The organism is Pseudoxanthobacter soli DSM 19599 (genome assembly GCF_900148505.1).
In the GTDB taxonomy this organism is placed as follows: domain Bacteria; phylum Pseudomonadota; class Alphaproteobacteria; order Rhizobiales; family Segnochrobactraceae; genus Pseudoxanthobacter; species Pseudoxanthobacter soli.
Genome location: NZ_FRXO01000016.1, coordinates 56,061 through 74,702 on the forward strand (window position 1 = coordinate 56,061; position 18,642 = coordinate 74,702).

The 18,642-nt window shown below is 67.4% G+C and carries 16 protein-coding genes; 12 read left to right on the forward strand and 4 right to left on the reverse strand.

The genetic code is table 11. The annotated features are described in order from the left end of the window. Positions 1-12: 12 nt before the first annotated feature. Both bufB and BUF17_RS21505 read right to left on the reverse strand, forming a co-directional pair. Entirely contained in the window at positions 13-879 is an 867-nt protein-coding gene (gene bufB / locus BUF17_RS21500) for an MNIO family bufferin maturase (protein WP_073632650.1), read from the reverse strand. A gap of 132 nt (positions 880-1,011) precedes the next feature. Continuing rightward, on the reverse strand, positions 1,012-1,308 hold the full coding sequence (locus tag BUF17_RS21505) for a BufA1 family periplasmic bufferin-type metallophore (RefSeq protein WP_073632652.1): 297 nt from the start codon (positions 1,306-1,308) through the stop codon (positions 1,012-1,014). 201 nt (positions 1,309-1,509) lie between these two features. Between BUF17_RS21505 and BUF17_RS21510 the strand changes: the two genes are divergently transcribed. The 8 genes from BUF17_RS21510 to BUF17_RS21545 all read left to right on the forward strand — a co-directional run bounded on the left by BUF17_RS21510 (position 1,510) and on the right by BUF17_RS21545 (position 9,920). Next, entirely contained in the window at positions 1,510-2,058 is a 549-nt protein-coding gene (locus BUF17_RS21510; RefSeq protein WP_244530986.1) for a sigma-70 family RNA polymerase sigma factor, read from the forward strand. Between the two features lie 13 nt (positions 2,059-2,071). Next, complete coding sequence (locus tag BUF17_RS21515) at positions 2,072-2,707, forward strand: NrsF family protein (RefSeq protein WP_073632654.1); 636 nt, start codon at positions 2,072-2,074, stop codon at positions 2,705-2,707. Positions 2,708-3,199: 492 nt separating this feature from the next. Beyond that, a complete protein-coding gene (locus BUF17_RS21520; RefSeq protein WP_073632656.1) occupies positions 3,200-4,774 on the forward strand; it encodes an ABC transporter substrate-binding protein in 1,575 nt (524 codons plus the stop codon). Positions 4,775-4,782: 8 nt separating this feature from the next. Next, a complete protein-coding gene (locus BUF17_RS21525) occupies positions 4,783-5,724 on the forward strand; it encodes an ABC transporter permease (RefSeq protein WP_073632657.1) in 942 nt (313 codons plus the stop codon). Further along, positions 5,721-6,611, forward strand: coding sequence for an ABC transporter permease (locus tag BUF17_RS21530; RefSeq protein WP_073632659.1), 891 nt, complete (start codon positions 5,721-5,723; stop codon positions 6,609-6,611). Before BUF17_RS21525 ends, BUF17_RS21530 begins: the two co-directional genes overlap by 4 nt. Next, positions 6,608-7,612, forward strand: coding sequence for an ABC transporter ATP-binding protein (locus BUF17_RS21535; protein WP_073632661.1), 1,005 nt, complete (start codon positions 6,608-6,610; stop codon positions 7,610-7,612). Before BUF17_RS21530 ends, BUF17_RS21535 begins: the two co-directional genes overlap by 4 nt. Continuing rightward, positions 7,605-8,621, forward strand: coding sequence for an ABC transporter ATP-binding protein (locus tag BUF17_RS21540; protein ID WP_073632663.1), 1,017 nt, complete (start codon positions 7,605-7,607; stop codon positions 8,619-8,621). The genes BUF17_RS21535 and BUF17_RS21540 overlap by 8 nt, the downstream gene beginning before the upstream one ends. Positions 8,622-8,684: 63 nt before the next feature. Further along, entirely contained in the window at positions 8,685-9,920 is a 1,236-nt protein-coding gene (locus tag BUF17_RS21545) for an aminotransferase class V-fold PLP-dependent enzyme (RefSeq protein WP_073632665.1), read from the forward strand. Here BUF17_RS21545 and BUF17_RS21550 read toward each other — a convergent pair. Beyond that, the gene (locus BUF17_RS21550; protein ID WP_073632667.1) at positions 9,904-11,079 is read right to left on the reverse strand and encodes a M24 family metallopeptidase; all 1,176 of its coding nucleotides are present in this window, start codon (positions 11,077-11,079) and stop codon (positions 9,904-9,906) included. The genes BUF17_RS21545 and BUF17_RS21550 overlap by 17 nt on opposite strands. Next, positions 11,076-11,831 (reverse strand): histidine utilization transcriptional repressor HutC, encoded by a 756-nt coding sequence (gene hutC, locus BUF17_RS21555; protein WP_073632669.1) that lies wholly within the window; start codon positions 11,829-11,831, stop codon positions 11,076-11,078. Before hutC ends, BUF17_RS21550 begins: the two co-directional genes overlap by 4 nt. Positions 11,832-12,149: 318 nt before the next feature. Between hutC and budA the strand changes: the two genes are divergently transcribed. From budA to BUF17_RS23420, 4 genes are all read left to right on the forward strand, one after another. Next, positions 12,150-12,953: an acetolactate decarboxylase gene (gene budA / locus BUF17_RS21560; protein WP_210215487.1), complete on the forward strand. Its 804-nt coding sequence runs from the start codon at positions 12,150-12,152 to the stop codon at positions 12,951-12,953. 21 nt (positions 12,954-12,974) lie between these two features. Next, positions 12,975-14,648: an acetolactate synthase AlsS gene (gene alsS, locus BUF17_RS21565; RefSeq protein WP_073632673.1), complete on the forward strand. Its 1,674-nt coding sequence runs from the start codon at positions 12,975-12,977 to the stop codon at positions 14,646-14,648. Between the two features lie 502 nt (positions 14,649-15,150). Then, complete coding sequence (locus tag BUF17_RS21570) at positions 15,151-16,032, forward strand: 3-keto-5-aminohexanoate cleavage protein (protein WP_073632675.1); 882 nt, start codon at positions 15,151-15,153, stop codon at positions 16,030-16,032. A gap of 303 nt (positions 16,033-16,335) precedes the next feature. Beyond that, positions 16,336-18,642, forward strand: a 2,307-nt coding sequence (locus BUF17_RS23420; RefSeq protein WP_210215488.1) for an autotransporter-associated beta strand repeat-containing protein, incomplete at its 3' end; no start/stop codon positions are given.

Sequence of the window (18,642 nt, forward strand, 5' to 3'; positions counted from 1 at the left end):
CCGGGTCATGCTTCAGGCCGCCCGGCTGCGGGAATGACGGGCGAGCACGGCGCCGGCGCGCGCGACCTCGGCGCTCAGAACCGGCCACTCCGGCACGTCGTTGTCCCATTCGATCAGGCTCGGAAGCGGGCCGGTACGGCCGATCACCTCCTCGAACAGCGCCCACACCGGATCGGCGACAGGGCTGCCGTGGGCGTCGATGAGGAGCGGCGCGCCGGTCTCGTCCGTGTCGGAATCATGGCCGCCGAGGTGGAGCTCGCCGACCGCCTCGAAGGGGAAATCCGCCAGGTAGGCGCGCGGATCCGTGTCGTGATTCACCGCCGAGACGAAGACGTTGTTGATGTCGAGCAGCAGGCCGCAGCCCGTGCCGGCCACCAGCGCGCCGAGGAATTCGACCTCATCAATGGTGCTTTCCTCGAAGCGCAGATAGGTCGACGGGTTCTCCAGCAGCATGCGGCGGCCGAGCGTGTCCTGCACCCGGCGGATGTGATCGCCGACCCTCGCCAGTGTCCCGGGAGTATAGGGCAGCGGCAGGAGGTCGTTGAAGAAGGCGCCGTCGTGGGTCGACCACGCCAGGTGCTCCGAGAAGCTCTCCGGCCTGTAGCGGTCGATCAGTCTCCGCAACCGGGCGAGGTGGGCCGTGTCGAGCGGTCCTTCGCCGCCGATGGACAGGCCGACGCCGTGGACGGACAGCGCGAAACGCTCGCGAAGCGCGCCGAGTTGGGCATGGGGCCGGCCGCCGTCGCCCATATAGTTCTCGGCATGGATCTCGACGAAGGCGGGCGGGTTCGCCGCATCCGCGAGGATGGCGTCGAAATGCGCTGGCTTGAAGCCGACGCCGGGGCCGGCGGGGAGCGACATGGGCATGAGATCCTCCATGGAAGCGGGAGGGCACCCGTGCGGCGCCCTCCACCGGAAATGACGGCCCGGTTCCGCTGCGGCCGGAGCGCGCCCCTCACTTGGCGCGGCTCACATGGCGCGGCTCACATGGCGCGCCTCACGTGGCGCTCCTCACATGGGCTGAAGGTGGCCCATGCCCTTCGGGGTCTTGATGGTCTCACAGGTTCCCTTGGCGACGTACTTCCAGGCCTTGGCGTCGTAGTCGACCTTGGAGGTTCCGGCGCACGTGGTGCCGGCACCGGCGGCGCAATCGTTCTGGCCGGCCATCGCGACGCCGTAGCACTTGTCCATGGTCGGCTGCGGCGCGACCGGGCCGGCGGCGGCGCTGGCGACCATGCCGAGGGCGGCGACGAGCGAGCCGGCGAGGGTGGCGACCGCGAGGGTGGTCTTGCTGGTGGTCGTGGTCATGGAGAACGTCCTCTCTGAAGGGGCTGATCGGCGTCGACGGCGGGTGTGCCCAACCGACGCCACCTCCTTCTTCGGAAGCGTCTGCCGCCGTGTTAGGGTGGCCTGCGACAAAATCTGGGGCCGTCAAAAAAATGTCTTTCGGTTGTTGCGCGGCATAACATTCGGCCCCCGACCGGCGAACTGACCCTCGGGATGATGTTAATGACCGATCGGGAGCGGCGCTGGGCCGGGTTGATGCAGGCTGCGCTCGCCGGCGACGGCGCGGCCTACGAACGGCTTTTGCGCGAAATCGCGCCGGCGATCCGTGTCGTGGTGCAGCGCCGTCTGACGCGTATCGGTGCGCCGGCCGCCGAGTGCGAGGACATCGTGCAGGAGACGCTGCTCGCGCTTCACCTGAAGCGGCAGAGCTGGCGGACGGGCGATCCGCTGGGGCCATGGCTCTGGACCATCGCGCGCAACAAGATGGTCGACCATCTGCGCCGGCGCGGACGGCGCGTCGAGGTGCCGGTGGAGGATTTCGCCGACGTTCTGGCCGCACCGGAGGAGCGCCCGGGCACCGAAGCGGCTGATGTCGAGAGGCATCTCGCCCAGTTGCCCGAGAAGCAGCGGGACGTGCTGCGTTCCATCGCCGTCGACGGGAGTTCCATCGGCGAGACCGCCGAGCGCATGAAGATGACGCCCGGTGCCGTGCGCGGTGCCTTGCACCGCGCCTTTTCCAGCCTTTCGGCGCGGCTGAGGACGGACGGATGAAGGACGGGAAGGCGTGAAGACGGACGATCTGATACGCGGCCTTGCGGCGGACGTGCGACCGACGCGCGGACTGGGGGTGGGGCTTGCCCTCGCGCTGGCCGCCGGGCTCGCCGGCGCGCTGGTGCTGTTCGCTCTCGTTCTGTCGCCGCGCCATGGCATGCCGGCGCTGCTCGCCGAACCGCGCATCCTGCTGAAGTTCGCCGTCACCCTTTCGCTGGCCGTCGCCGCCGGCTGGACCGCCCTGCGCCTGGTGCGGCCGGGCTCGAAAGCGGCCGGCCCGGCGCGGCTGCTGGCTTTGCCCGCGGCGCTTCTGGCTCTCGGCGTGGCGGCCGAGATGGTCGTGACCCCCGAAGCGGACTGGATGCCCGGCCTCGTCGGGCATTACGCCGTTTATTGCGTGATGCTGGTGCCGGTGATGTCGGCCCCGGTGCTGGGCGCTGTCCTGCTGGCGCTGCGGCGCGGCGCCCCGTCCCGCCCGGCACTCGCCGGCGCGGTCGCGGGGCTGATGGCCGGCGGGCTCGGCGCAGCGCTCTATGCCTTCCACTGCATCGACGATTCGCCGCTCTTCATGCTGACCTGGTATGGCATCGCCATCGGCATCGTCACCGCGGCCGGCGCGGTCATCGGACGGCGCGTGCTCGCCTGGTGATCACCAGTCCCCTGCGCCCTCTGCGCGGGGGGCGCGGCCGCGGCACTCCTGGACCGGATCATTGCCGCCGCCCGCGCTCGTCGCCTCCGGCGGCTCAGCCTCGAAACCCGGGGCGGCCCGGCCTTCGAACCGGCGCTCGCACTCGACCGGCGCTACGGCTTTCGCGACGGCCCGCCTTTTTCCGATTACGAGGCCTCCGGCTTCAACCGGTTCCTCCACCTCGACCTCGGGTCAAGCGGGCGGAGCAGGGCGCTCCGCAGCCGGCCCCGATTGCGTTTGCCCCGCCGCGAGGCCTTCCCCCCACTCCATGTTCGCGTCTCCACGCCCGGCCGCCGCCTTTCCGAAGACGGCGATCGCCGTGCGTTCGCGTCGGCTCAGAAAATGTTCCCGTCGAGGCACCGGACCTATTGCCTAGACAATAAAGTGCGGGTAGCACTTTATTGTCTAGTCAAAAGAGCCATTCCTTCCGGCCGCCAGACAAGGGAACGATCGATGCACACGACCAGGCGTACCATTCTCAAGGGAATGGCCGGTCTTCCGGCCCTTTTCGCGGGACTTTCCCCCCTCGCCGCGCTGGCCCAGGCGGGCGGCGGCGATACCTTGCGCGTCGCGGCCGGAAAGCCGGCGGGCGACCTGGACCCGCACAAGTACAAAGGCCTGTGGGCCATCCAGGATCTGATCTTCGAGCCGCTGATCCGATACGGCCACGGCGGCAAGATGGAGCCGGCACTCGCCACCGACTGGCAGGTTGAGAACGCGGGCAAACTGTTTCGCGTGCATCTGCGCAAGGACGTCACGTTCCAGGACGGCACGCCTTGGGACGCGGCGGCGATGACGTGGAACCTCGATCGCTGGATCGGCAAGGACAGCGCCAGCTGGATGAACGCCTCGCGGCTGTTCTCCAACTACAAGGTGCTCGATGACCACACCGTCGAAATCAACTTCAAGGAGCCGGTGCTAGGGCTTCTGAACGAGTTCGCCTATGTGCGCCCCGTGCGCTTCCTCAGCCCGAAATCGGTCGGCGCGGACGGCGCTTATGCGAAGCCGGTTGGCACCGGCGCATGGATCGAAGCGAGCGCGGACAATGACGGCAGCACCTTTACCCGCTTCGATGGCTACTGGGGCGACAAGCCGGGCTTCAGCCGCATCGAGGTGAAGGTTCTGCCCGAATCCCGCAGCCGCATGGCGGCGCTGCGCGCGGGCGAGATCGACCTCATGGGCGGAGACTTCCTGGCGCCGATCAAGGCGACGGAAGCGAAGACGCTGGAAAAGGCCGGGATCCCCGTGGCGGTCGAACTGGGCACGACCACGGTGGTCATCGGCTTCAATCCGCAGCGCAATCCGGCGCTGGAGGACCTCGCCGTCCGCCAGGCGATGAATATCGGCTTCGACCGGCAGGCGATCGCGAAGGTGCTCTATCAGGGCCTCGCCGAACCGGCCGGCAACCTGTTTCCCGCGAGCGTGCCGCTTGCCGGAACGCGCTTTCCCGTCCCGGCGCGCGACGTCGAGGCGGCGAAAAAGCTGCTGGAAGAGGCCGGCTGGGTGGGCGCGCCGATCCGCGAGAAGGACGGCAAGCCGCTGAAGCTCGAGATGGTGGTGAGCGAGGAGCAAATCGCGGGGTCGCGCTCGCTGGCTGAAATTCTGCAGGCCCAGCTTGGAGAGGTGGGCATCGGCATCACCATCCGCTCGGTCGACCATGCCTCCCGCCATTCCGACATCCCGGCGCGCGTGTTCGATCTCGCGCTGTTCACCACTTTCGGCGCTCCCTACGAGCCGTTCGGCACCATCGTCGGCCTTCTCCTGTCCACTTATGACAACGGCGTCGACGGCAAGCTGGTGATCGATCCGCAGAAGCTCGATCCGCTGGTGCTCGCCGCAACCAACGCGCCGGAGGACGAGGTCGGCGCTGCGCTTCAGGCGATCTACGACCAGATGCACGCCGACGTTTCCATGCTGCCGCTGTTCTACAGCCCGGCGATCTGGGCGCACACCGCGCGCGTGAAGGGCTTCGAGGTCCCGGCCACCGAATACGACCTGCCTTATCGCGGCATCACGCTCGAGTCCTGAGGCTGGTCATGTCGACGCTGATCGCGATCCGCCTGCGCAATGCGGCGGTGCTGCTCGTCCTGGCGACGATGCTCTGCTTTGCGCTGGTGGTGTCCGCCCCGGGCAATGTCGCCGTGCTCATCGCAGAGCTTCGCACGCCCAAGGCGACGTTCGAGCAGATCAAGGTGGTCGAGGAGGAACTCGGCCTCAACCAGCCGCTGCTCGTGCGCTACGGCAGCTGGCTGAACGGCGTGCTGCACGGCAATCTCGGCGTCTCCTACAAGACGGGCGACGCCATCGGGCCGGCTCTCGCCAGCCGGCTGCCCGTCACGCTCACGCTGGTCGTCGGTGGCGCGGCGTTTGCGATGCTGCTGAGCTTCACGCTCGGATTCGCGGGGGCGCTCTGGCCGGGGCGCCTCGGCGATGCACTCAGCCGCGTCGTCGCGCTCCTCGGCGCGTCCATGCCGTCCTTCTTCGTCGGCGCGCTGCTGATCTATGCGCTGGCGGTGGAACTGGGCCTGTTCCCGACCTTCGGGAGCGCCGGGCTGTCGAGCTGGGTGCTGCCCTGGATGACCATCGGCCTGCTGCCCGCGGCCGTGCTCAGCCGGGTGGTTCGCGTGGGGTTGGAGGAGGCGATGGCACGGCCCTTCGCGCTCACCGCCTCCGCGAAGGGACTGTCGCGCCGCGCCATCCTGTTCCGCCACGCGCTGCCCAACATCGCGCCGACCTACATCAACGCGCTCGGTGCCCAGGGTGGAGCCATGGTGGTCGGAGCGGTGGTGGTGGAGCCGCTTTTCGCCCTGAAGGGCATCGCCGATCTTTTCCTGCAGGGCGTGCTGTTCCGAGATTTCATGGTGGTGCAGGCGTGTCTGCTGGTCTTCCTCACCTCCTTCGTCCTCCTCAACCTTCTGGTCGACATCGGCATGATGTTCACCGACCCGAAGCTGCGCCGGCAGGGAGCGAACGCATGAGACGGCTCCGCGATCTGCTTCACGTCCTCTCCGGGCTGCCGAAGCTCGCCTTCGTCGCCGTCGGGCTGTTCGTGCTGCTCGGTTTGTTCGCGCCGTGGCTCGCGCCCTACGACCCGAACGCGCAGGATCTTCTTGCCGCCCACGCCGACCCGTCCTGGCAGCACTGGCTCGGCACAGACCACCTTGGGCGGGACACGCTTTCCCGCCTCATCGTCTCGGCGCGCACCTCGCTGGTCGGCATGAGCCTGGTGCTGCTGATCGCCCTGTCGGTCGGCATCACCATCGGCACCGTCGCCGGATATCGCCGCGGCTGGGTCGAGGAGGTGCTGATGCGCGTGGTCGATGTCGGCCTGGCGATGCCGAGCCTGATCGTCGCGCTCGCCGTGATCGGAATCTTCGGCACCGGCTACTGGAACATGATCCTCGCGCTGGCGCTGGCCTGGTGGCCGGGCAGCGCCCGCATCAGCCGCGCGGTGGCAGTCGGGGTGATGAACCGGCCGCATATCGAATCGCTGCGCGTGCTCGGCGCCAGTCCGGCGCGGATCTATTTCCACCATCTGCTGCCGTCCACCATCGGCGCGGTGCTGGTCTACGCCACGGCGGATGCCGGCGCGGTGGCGCTGTCCATCGCCACGCTCAGCTTCCTCGGCCTCGGCATCCAGCCTCCGACGCCGGAATGGGGGCAGATGCTGGTCGATGCCCTGCCTTATCTCGAAAGCGCGCCGTGGCAGGTGATCCTGCCGGGCCTCGTGCTGACCCTGGTGGTGATCGGCTTCAACCTGCTCGGCGAATCCATCGCCTTGAACCGCGTGCCGACGCCGCTACCCCGCGGCGTCCTGCTCAAGCGCCGGGCGCTTGCCGCCGGCTGGCGAAAGGCTGCGCCATGACTGTCTGCGACGTGCTCAAGGTCAGCAATCTCTCGATAGACCTCTACACCACCCGCGCCGCGCTGCGGCCGGTCGACGGCGTCAGCTATTCCGTCGCCGCCGGCGAAACCCTGGCGATCGTCGGCGAGAGCGGGTCCGGCAAGACCGTGTTGAATTTCGCCCCGCTCGGCCTGATGCCGACCGGTGTCGTCACCGATCTCTCGGGTTCGATCCTGTTCGCCGGGCGCGAACTGGTCGGCCTCGCGGAACCGGACATGCGACGCATTCGCGGCGGCGGCATCGGCACCATCTTTCAGGATCCGATGAGCGCGCTCAATCCGGCGCTGCGCATCGGCCGGCAGATCGCCGAGGTGGCGGAGCTGCATCTCGGCATGAGTGCCGCGCAGGCGGAGGCCCGCGCGCTCGATCTCCTCAAGCTCGTCCGCATGTCGGACCCGGAAGCGCGGCTGCGGCAATATCCGCACGAACTCTCCGGCGGTCTCCGGCAACGCGCGATGATCGCCATCGCCATTGCCGCGGAACCGAAGCTGCTGATCGCCGACGAGCCGACGACTGCGCTGGACGTGACGGTGCAGGCACAGATCATCGGCCTTCTGAAGGACCTCCAGCGCCGGCTCAACACCGCGATCGTGCTCATCACCCACGACATGGGCGTGGTGGCCAGCATCGCCTCCCGGGTGGCGGTCATGTATGCGGGCCGCCTCGCCGAGTACGGCTCCGTCGAGCAGGTGCTTCTGACACCGCGCCATCCCTATACCCGGGGGCTGATCGCAGCCCTGCCGAGCGCGGAGGATGCGCCCGGCGCCCTGTTCCGCGGTCTTCCGGGCACGCCGCCCGTGCTCGGGGCGCCGCTGTCGGCCTGTGCCTTCGCGCCGCGCTGCTCCCAGGCGATCGATGTCTGCGCCCGCCAACTCCCCGCGCTGCAGGCCGCGGAGCACGCCAGCGCCGTCGCATGCCACGTCGTCAACGCGATCAATCCCAAGGAGCGGGTCTATGCGTGAGGCCGGAGACCTTCTGCGGGTCGAGAACCTCGTCACCCGCTTCAAGAGCGTCGAGCGCGGCAAATGGGTGACCGCGGTCGACGACGTCTCGATCCGTCTGGCGCCGGGCGAGATGGTCGGCCTCGTCGGCGAATCCGGCTGCGGAAAGTCCACGCTCGGCCGGTCGATCGTCGGCCTCGAGCGCCCGCAATCCGGCCGCATCGTGCTCGACGGCGTCGACCTGTCGAGCCTGCGCGGGCGCGCGCTGCGGGAACGGCGCCGCGCGATCCAGTACGTGTTCCAAGATCCCTATGCCTCGCTCAACGATCGCCAGACCATCGGCGAAACCCTTGCCGAGGCGCTGACCATCATCGGCGTGAAGGATCGGGAGAAACAGCGCCGGCGCATCCACACGCTGCTGGATCAGGTCGGCCTGCCGGATGGGCTCGCCGAACGCTTCCCGCGCGAATTGTCCGGCGGGCAGCGCCAGCGGGTCGCCATCGCCCGCTCGCTCGCCGTGGAACCTCGCGTGCTGATCTGCGACGAGCCGGTGAGCGCGCTCGACCTTTCGGTGCGGGCGCAGGTGATGAACCTGTTCCTGGAACTGCATGGGAACCTCGGCGTCGCGTGCTTGTTCATCGCCCACGATCTCGCGCTGGTGCGGCAGGCCACCAGCCGGACCTATGTGATGTATCTCGGCAGGATCGTCGAGGACGCGGCCTCGGCCGAGCTCTACGCCCGTCCGAGCCATCCCTATACGCAGGCGCTGCTCGGCTCGATTCCGAGTGCCGATCCGCGCATCGAGGCGCACCGCGAGCCGCCGCCGATCTTCGGCGACATCCCCAGCCCCACCAATCCGCCCTCGGGGTGCCGGTTTCGCACCCGCTGCCCCCGCGCGACGGAGATTTGCGCCGCCAGCCCGCCACCGCCCGTCGAACTCGCGCCGGGTCATCACGCGCGCTGCGTGATCGCCGCTGAACTCCACACCCTCCACCGATCCGTACCGCACGGCCTGCCGATGCCGGCCTGAGCCCCCGGCTCGCCGCATCCTGCCTCCGGTCTCGAAGCACGGTCTCGAAGAAGGACGCCTTCCGTGACAGCAACGGCCACGCCGCCCCTGAACACCGCCCCCGACGACGAGGCCTACTGGCTCGCCATCCGCGACACCATGCAGCCGATGTACGTCAACACCCAGCTCGTCAACACCCGGCGCGGCGCAGCGCCCCGCACTGTGCGCGACCGGGTGCGTGAACTGGTCGACCTGTCGCTCGCCTACGAACTCGACGCGTACGAGCCGATGCGCGAGTTGAAGGAAAGCGGCTCGTCGCTCGCCATCCGAGGCCTGCTGGCCGGTTATTTCGGTGCCGATCCCGACGAGGTGGCGTTGACGCGCAACGCCATGGAGGGCATCGCGACGGTGCTGAACGGGGTCGCCCTCGAGCCGGGCGACGAGGTGCTGGCCACCCGGTTCTGCTACGATTCCAATCTCGCCATCATCCGCCAGCGTGCCCAGCGCGATGGCATCGTGCTGACGTTCGTCGACCTGCCGTTCGGCATCGCCAGCGACGAGGCGATCGTCGCCGCCTTCGCCCATGCCATCACCGGCCGTACACGCCTCGTCAGCCTGCCGCACGTCGTCGCCAACACCGGACTGGTGATGCCGGTGCGCGAGATCGCCGCGCTCGCCCGCTCCCGCGGTGCCTTCACGCTGGTCGACGGCGCCCACTCCGCGGGTCATATCGCGTTCCGGCTCGATGATCTCGGCTGCGACGCCTATGCGACCTGCCTTCACAAATGGATGTATGGCCCGCGCGGCACTGGCTTCCTGTATGTGAGGCGCGAGCGCATCGGCGATGTATGGCCTCTGTTCGCGAGCTGGTCAGGCAAGCCCGCCCACTCCATCGAGAAGTTCGAGGAAGTCGGCACGGTGTTCAAGGCGCTGCCGGCGTCCATACCCGAGGCCATTGCCTTCAACCGCGGCATCGGCCAGGCGGAGAAATCGGCGCGCCTGCGCTATCTGCGCAACCGGTGGGCCGTCCGCCTGCGCGCGCACGAGCGCATCCGCATGCTCACCGACATCGACGCCGATCCCGGCACCGGCTTCGGCGGCTTCATCATCGACGGGATGGAGAGCGAGGTGTTCGCCCGCATCCTGCGCGAGGAGTTCGATATCAACGTGCGCGCCTTCGCCATGGAAGAAGACCCGACGATGCGCGGCATCCATCTGTCGCCGGGCCTGAGCAACACGGTGGAGGAGGTGGACCGCTTCGTGGAGGCGACCTTCGCCATTCTCGCCCGCAGCCACAACGCGTTCATGCGGGCAGGATGACCAGGCCGGCGTCGAGCCGCGTCAGGCGGTCGACGCCGCTGTCGGTGATGACGAGCGTGTCCTCGTACATGATCCCGCCCCAGCCGGGCCGGTAATAGGGCGCCTCGATATTGATCACCATGCCCGGTTCCAGTGTCACCGGGTCCGCCGGGCCGAGGGTCGGGTATTCGTGGGAATCGACACCCAGTCCGTGGCCGACATGGTGGCGGCCGTAGCCCGGCAGGCCGGCCGCCCGCACCTCCTCGACCATGGCGCGGAAAAGCGCGTCGCTCGTCACTCCCGGCGCGACGCGCGCAAGCCCCGCGCGCTGCCCCGCGACGATCGCGGCATCGACAGCCCTGATCTCCGCCGCGGGCTCCCCGACGACGGCGCAGCGGGCGGTATCCGACCAGTAGCCCTGGAACGACCCGCCGATGTCGATGCGCAGGATATCCCCGGGTGCCAGCCGGCGCGGCGAGGCATGGGCGTCGGCGAAGGCCGCCCTCGGTCCGGACGTCACGGCGATGAAGCCGGGCCGGATGCCGGCGCGGATCATGTGCGCCGAGATGTCGGCAGCGAGATCGAGTTCGCTCACCCCGGTCCGCGCCTGCCCCAGGGCGGCGGCGAGCGCGTCTTCCGTTATTCGGGTCGCATGTCGCAGCAGCGCGATCTCGTCGGCGTCCTTGATGGCGCGTGCGCGGCGAAGCAGCGCGGCCGCCCGTGGGGCCGGCCACACGGCAACGCCGGCGGGAAGCCCGTGCGGGGGCACTCCCTCGAAAGCCACCGTCCTCCGTCCGCCGGCAAGGGCGTGGACGGCGGCGGCGAGCGCCTCCTCGAACGAGGCGAAAGCCTCGACCTCCGTCGCCGTCGTCGCTCGCGCCGCGGCATCGTCGAAGACGAAACGGCGATAACCGAAATAGCGCAGGCCGCGCCCGGCAACCTCCTGGGCGGCCCACAGATCGGCCGTCGGTCCGACCAGGATCCACGCCGCGGCGGAGAACACCACCGCCATCCTGTGGCCGGGGTCGGTGTCGTAGCCCATGCTGCGATATCCGCCGCAATAGACCACGTTCGGCGCCGAGGTGGCGACGACGAGGACGTCCTCGCCCGCCAGGTCCAGCACGCGCGCGCGGTGACGGGCGGCCAGCGCCGCAAGATCGATGTCGGGGCCGGCCGTCATGGTTCCAGCGGGTTGAATTCGCCGACGAATTCGTTGCAGTCCGCCGGGTAGACCAGCCGGACCGAGGTGACGGGCAACTCGTCCGCCCAGGTCTGGCGCAACGAGACGAGGAGCGGCGAGCCCACCGGGACGCCGAGCCGCTCGGCTTCTGCGGCACCCGCGGCCTCGGCGCGGATGGTGTGGCGCAGTCGCGTGCAGGGCAGGCGTGCCAGCAGCCACGTGTTCGGCATCTCCGCCTCGAAATCGGCCTCTGCGGCGTCGGGCGCCGCGGCGAGGTTGATGTAGCGCTCCTCCAGCACTTCCGGCGTGTCGAAGCCGCAATGGGCGGCGGTCAGCGCCAGCACCGGCGTGCCGGCATTGACCGCCGGCCAGAACGCCGTGGCCTTGCCGGCCACCAGCTCGCGCTTTCGCAGGACCTTGTAGCTGTAGGTGCGACCCTTGCCCTCGATATCCTGCCGGACGTCCAGAAAGCCGATCACCGCATGGGTCTCGGTGGTTCGGGCGACGCGCGTGCCCTGCTTGCGGCGGCGCTCCAGCAGGCCCGCTTCGGTCAGCTTGGAAAGCGCCTTGCTCACGGTGGCGCGGGTGGTGGAGAGGCTTTCCATGAGGCTGTGCTCGGAGGGCAGGCGATATCCCGCCGGCCAGCGGCCGCTTAGGATTTCCATCCGGACGGCGCGCTCGATCTGCTTGTAGAGCGGGCCCTGGCCATCGAGCGTGATGGTCGCATTGCCCGCGTCCTCTCCGGCTCCCATGGCGCCTCCTTCACGTCGACGATCACCGCGACGCTTGCCACAGAACGGCATGTATTGTCTAGGCAAATGCGGAGAGAGCGATCGGGCGGGTGCTTTCGTGCCTGCAAACGGGAAGGCGATGCAGCGGGCGCGTCTCGACAAAGGACCGCTGCCGCACGCCGCGGGCGCATCGCCGGCTTGCTGCGAATTCCGTCGAGGTGCGCCGGAATTCATATGCATTGAACAGGATGATGTCCTATATTGCAGGCAATCACGGGCATGCTTCTTTACGGAAACCAATGGGGGTTGGTTATGACAAGAAAAATAATGACTATACCAATGTCCCTGCAGAAAATGCTGGAAGAAGAAGCTAGGCAAAAAAACATTAGCATCGATAATCTTATTTTATCTATTCTAACCGATCATGTGAAATTGAATATTCACACCGTCTTCCAGGTCTCCACGTCCGGCGCGCTGGTCGCGGGGGTGTACGACAAGGAGGTCACGGTCGGAACGCTGCTCGAGCATGGTAATTTCGGGTTGGGCACCTTTGCCGGTCTCGATGGCGAGATGGTGGTGCTGGACGGGCACGTCTACCAGGCCCACGGCTCCGGAAAGGTGACCGAGGCAACCGGGGACGCGGGCGCGCCGTTCGCGGTGATCACCGAATTCACCCCCGACAGGTCGGGCACGGTCACCGCGGTCGGCAGCTTCGCCGATCTGGAGGCGCGCTGCGACGCCTTCCGCTCCTCCGACAACATCTTCTATGCGCTGCGCCTGCATGGCCAGTTCTCGCGCATCAAGACCCGCGCGGTGAACCCGCCCGCGCCCGGGGTCGCGCTCACGGAGGCGGCCAAGTCGCAGAGCGAGTTCGTTTTCGAGAATGTGTCCGGGACTCTCATCGGCATCTGGTCGCCGGCCTTTGCCAGCGAGTTCAGCGTCCAGGGCTACCACTTTCATTTCATTTCCGATGCCAGGGACCACGGCGGCCATGTGCTGGATGTGAAGGCGGACGCGCTCGACTTCCAGATCGAAGCACTGACCGATTATCACCTCATCCTTCCGGAAACCGAGGCCTACCTGAAGGCCAATCTCGGCAGGAACATCGCCGCCGAACTCGATGCCGCCGAACGCGGCCACTGAACCTGATCTCCGGGGAAAATCATGTCCGATGAAGAGAAAACGGCCCAGATCGGCGCCGATCTCGTGGTTCGCGCTCTGGAAGATCGCGGCGTAACGCATGTGTTCGGCATTCCAGGTGCGAAGATCGACGCGGTCTTCAATTCTCTGGTCTCCTCGAAGATCGAGACGGTCGTCTGCCGTCACGAGCAGAATGCGGCCTTCATCGCCGGCGGCATCGGCCGCATGACCGGCAAGGCCGGCGTTTGCATCGCGACCTCCGGTCCCGGCGTCTCCAATCTCGTCACCGGACTGGCCACCGCCAACAGCGAGGGCGACCCGCTCCTTGCGCTCGGCGGAGCTGTATCGGTCGCCGATGCGGACAAGCAGATCCATCAGTCGATGGATGCCGTCGCCATCCTGAAGCCGGTGACGAAATACGCGGTCAGTGTCGGCTCCACGGAGCAGATCGCGGAGGTCATGGCCAATGCCTTCCGGGCGGCCGAAGGCGGCCGCGCGGGTGCGAGCTATGTGAACCTGCCCATGGACGTGATGAAGGCGGCGGCGCCGCAGTCGCCCCTCGTGCTGCCCAGGTTCTCCGGCGCCGGCCCGGCCGCTCCGGCCGCCATCGAGGAGGCGGCGAACCTCATCAATGCGGCGGCCAACCCGGTCGTCCTGCTCGGCATGATGGCGAGCCGGCCGGACGCCGCCGCCGCGCTCGGGCCCTTCCTCACCCGGGGCAACCTTCCCGTCGTCGGCACCTTCCAGGCGGCCGGTGCCGTCGGGGCGTCCTTGTTCGAGAATTTCGGCGGCCGTGTCGGCCAGCTCGACAATCAGCCCGGCGACGAACTGCTCGATGCGTCGGATCTGATCATCACCGTCGGCTACGACCCGGTCGAATACTGGCCCCCGGAGTGGAACCGGGGAAAGACGCGGAAGATCGTTCATATCGACGTGCGGCCCTGCACGCTCGACGCCGACTATCAGCCCCATATCGAGCTCGTCGGCGACATCGCGCTGACGCTGCAGGCCCTGACGGCCGGCCTCGCGCGCGAGGGCAAGTCGGCCCTGTCGGCGGCGATGCTCCACAAGATCGACATGGAGCGGCGCCTTCTCGCCGAAGGGGCGGCCAGGCGGGGCGGCGTTCCTGTCCACCCGCTGCGTCTCGTGCATGACCTGCAGCAGTTTCTGACGGACGACGTGACCGTCTGCCTCGACATGGGTTCGTTCCACCTCTGGATCGCGCGCTACATGTACAGCTTCCGCCCGCGCCAGCTCCTGATCAGCAACGGACAGCAGACGCTCGGCGTCGCGCTGCCCTGGGGGATCGCGGCGTCTCTGGTGCGTCCGAGCGAGAAGGTCCTGTCCATCTCCGGCGACGGCGGGTTCCTGTTCTCGGCGATGGAACTCGAGACAGCGGTCCGCCTCGGCACGAATATCGTGCACATGGTCTGGATCGACGGCACCTACAACATGGTGAAGGTTCAGGAGGAGCTGAAATACGGGCGCGCCTCAGGCATCGCTTTCGGTCCGATCGATTACGTCAAATATGCCGAGGCTTTCGGCGCGAAGGGCGTGATGATCGAGAGCCCGGACGACATCCTGCCGGTTCTGAAGAAGGCCTTCGATACGCCGGGCCCGGTGATCATCGGCGTTCACGTCGACTACAGCGACAACGTCAAGCTGTTCGAGCAGGCGCGCGAGAACGCATTCCACTGAAGCCCGCTGCCTCCGAATACCCGTCGCCGCGTGTGTGGCGGGCACCCGGCGCGGCCTGAGCGGTCTCGACCCGGCGGACGACGGGGCTGACGCGTGCGGCGGATGAGGGCCTCGACCCGGCGCGAGCCGACGGGAAACCCTCCGCGTCCGGTGGTGCCCCGTCGGCCCCGCCAGCCGCGTTCGCCCCGCGCGCTCCCGGCCGCGCCCGGCGACGCCTCAGCCGGTCGGTTGCGGCCGGATTTGATGCGTTCGCCGAGCCGTTCAACGCGATCATCGGCCCCGATAAGCGCCGACCGCCATTCGGCCCCCCCTTAAGAGGGGTCTCTTTGGGGGGAAGCGGAGAGGCGGATTATCGGACCAAAGCAAGGGACAGCTGCCGTTCCAAGAAACGGTCGAGTCTTGGGAAAGTCGGTAACGAGCCGACGTTGCACGCGAGGGATTTCCCGGCCCTGCGGAGGCAGCATAAGGATCGATCGGATCGACAGGGGGGTGGGGAGGCGTGATGATCTTTCTACAAGCAGCACTGAATGGTGATCGCCAGCATGATGCCGTTCCGCGGACCCCCGATGCCATTGCCGCCGATGCGGAAGCGGCGGTGAGTGCCGGTGCTCAGTCAGTCCATGTTCATGCCTATGATGGGGCCGGACGGGAAACCTTGAACGCAGCCGAATGCGGTGCGGTGGTCGCAGCCGTCCGTGCGCGGTGCCCCGGCATCCCGATCTCGCTCACCACGTCGGCCAGCATCCTCTCCGACCCATGCCAGCGTCTGGCAACCGTGAAAGACTGGGCTGTCTTACCTGATCTCGTAACGGCCAATCAGGGTGAGGCAGGCATTGTCGAGCTGGCAGAATGGCTCCTCGCGCGCGGTGTGGAGATCGAAGCCGGATTGCTATGCCCGGACGATGCCCGCCGGTTCGTGGCTTCGTTATTACCCGACCGGTGCCGTCGCGTCCTGATCGAGCCCCTTGACCCTGATCCGGCTATCGGGTTGCGGGATGCTGCGGAGATGGAGGCAATCCTCGCCGACGCGGGTGTCACGCTCCCGCAGGTGCATCATGGCTTCGATGGGTCATGCTGGGCGGTGAACCGGCGCGCGCTGGAGCGGGGGCATGGTATCAGGACCGGCATGGAGGATGTGGTCATTCTTCCGGACGGGCAGCCGGCACGCAACAACGCCCATCTTGTCATGGTGGCGCGCTCTTTGATCGAATGCGTGGTGAGCGATTTCCGAAGAGGACTGCGTCCCGATCGGACACATGGAAATCGCATCGATCAAGCGCGGCTTTGCCTGACGCGACCGGAGCACGGCTGTGAATGCATCCGGCGATTCGGCATGCATTTGGCGCGATGCAGAGCTGCTGAGTTGGCAAATATACCCGCATAACAGGTAGCACACCGGTGCCACGACTGTGGCAAAAGTGCCCCCAGAAAAAGAAATTTCCGACACATTTCGCAATCTGAGCAGTCGTGCGCGATCGCGGTTGTCCGCCACCTCCCGCCGTCACAAACCGAAGACAATACGGGCTCTGACTCGATTGGTCTGACGAAGGCTGTCTTCCTTCGGGGCCGGCGGTCCAGGTGCCCGGCGAGTATGGCTACGGTGGGGACCGCACGCATGGAACGTCTTGGGTTTGAAAACGGCTCGCTTTCGTCCGCAAACACGGGTCTGCCGCCGTCGGCCAGCCCGATGGGCAAGAGCCGCAAAGCAAGGCGTATCGGCCACCATCGACTTCTCCTCACGTCGGCTCTCGTGCCAGTGCTCGCGGTGTCCGGTCTCGTCATCGGAGCGACACCGTCTCACGCGGACGGTGGCCGTGGTGGCCAGTACACGTCCGGTGGTCCGCCGATCAATGGCGGCGCCGGCGGCACCAGCAATGCCACGACAGCAGGCGGTGCTGGCGGAGACGGCACCTACGCTCCCTATTGGAGCGGCGGCGGCGGCGGCGGTGCCGGCGCCACGGGAGGTGCGGGTGGCAAGAGCGAGGGTGGAACCTCTGCGGCGGGCGGCGCTTCAGCAGGGCAGGACGGTGCGGACGCGCCCGACATGTCGAGCGGCAGCGGCGGCGGCGGCGGCGGCGGCGCGCACGGATATGTTGGATCGACCGCGCCCACTGCGGCAGTGCAAGGCGGAAAAGGCGGTGACGGCGGCAGCAGCTCGAGCAACGGCTCGGGCGGCGGCGGCGGTGCGGGCGGCTACGGCGCGGTCATCACCGGCTCGGGCCCTCTCACGATCCTTTACAACGTCGTCGGCGGCAACGGCGGCGCCGGCGGGTCGTCCAGCGGCAGCGGCTTCTCCGCGGGTGCAGGGGGACAGGGCGGTTACGGCATCCTGACCACCACGGCGACGACGCTGACGATCGGTTCCGGGGTCGTTGTCGTCGGCGGCAACGGCGTTGCCGGCGGCACCGGCGCCGGTGGCGGCGTCGGCATTGCCGGCTCGGATCTGAACCTTATTCTTCAGTCCGGCGCGATCGTCTCCGGTGGGGTCAGCAGTTCATCTGTCCAGGCCGATGCCATCCAGTTGACGGGCGGAACAAGCGTTCTTGAACTCGAGGGCAATGGCTCGATGTCGCTCTCGACGCCGAGCTACGCCTCCATCATCGGGAACGTGGTGGGCGCGACCGGAGGCGCCAGCAACACCCTCAAGTTCTCAGGATCCGGAGGCCTGTTTAACCTCGCGAATCTGGGGAACAACAATTCCACCTACAAGTTCCAGAATTTTACCGGCTACGATGTCAGCACCACCGGAACGTGGTCGTTCTACAACAACAGCCAGTCGGGCCTCCAGGTGCCTTGGGTTGTCAGTGCCGGCACGCTCCGCATCGGCCGCGACGGCGACTCCGCCTCATATACGATCCCGGGTACCGTGAGGGTCAAGAACGGCGGAACGCTGGCGGGGTCTCCGACGGGAAGTGCGGGCGGCGGCACCAACGGCTACGTTGTCGTCGAGTCGGGCGGCCACTTGAAAGCCACGCAATATGCGGGTTCCTACTCGATCAACGTCAACGGCGAACTCGCTCTCGCCTCGGGAGCGATCCTCGACGTTACCCTTGGCGCACCCAACAACACCTACGCCATCTTCAACACCACCAGCAATCTCACGCTCAACGGCACGCTGAACGTGTCGAGCGGCACGTCTTTCGGCGTCGGTGATTATCTCATCATCGGCTACTCCGGCGTCCTGTCCGGCTCCGGTCTCGTCGTAGGCTCGATGCCGTCGGGTTACGACGCCACCATCAGCACCATGACGGCGAACAAGGTGCTGCTCACGGTCACCGTTGCGCAGCCGCTCTATTGGAACGGCACGACGACCTCGGGGTCCGGTCCGGTGGCCGGTGGCGACGGCACCTGGACGGCTTCGCAATCGCAGCTCAACTGGACAAATGCGGCAGGTACCAGCCACGTCGCATCGAACAGCAGCAAGGTGGCGGCATTTGCCGGTACCGCTGGGACGGTGACGGTCGACACGACCAACGGAGCAGTCGGCGCGACGGGCCTGACGTTCATCTCGTCTGGATATGTCGTTGCCGGTGACGACTTGACCCTGGCGAACGGTTCGGCGACGCCGGCGGTGAATGTCGACGGTGCGGGCACGACGGCGACGATTTCTTCGTCGATTTCGGGTTCGGACGGTCTTGAGAAGACGGGAGCCGGCACGCTGGTTCTGTCGGGTGCGAACACATACACCGGGGGCACGACGGTTACCGATGGCACGCTGCAGCTGGGCGATGCGACGGGCGTCGGGTCGGTTGTCGGGAATATCGTCGACAACGCGGCGCTGGTGTTCGCCAATCCGACCGCCCAGACCTTTGCGGGCGTGGTGTCGGGTTCGGGCACGGTGACGAAGCAGGGCGCTGGCACGCTGACGCTGACGGCGAACAACACCTACACCGGCACGACGACGATCTCGGCGGGCACCCTGCAGATCCGTGACGGCGGCTCCACGGGATCGGTGGCGGGTGCCATCGTCAACAACGCCGCGCTGGTTCTGAAC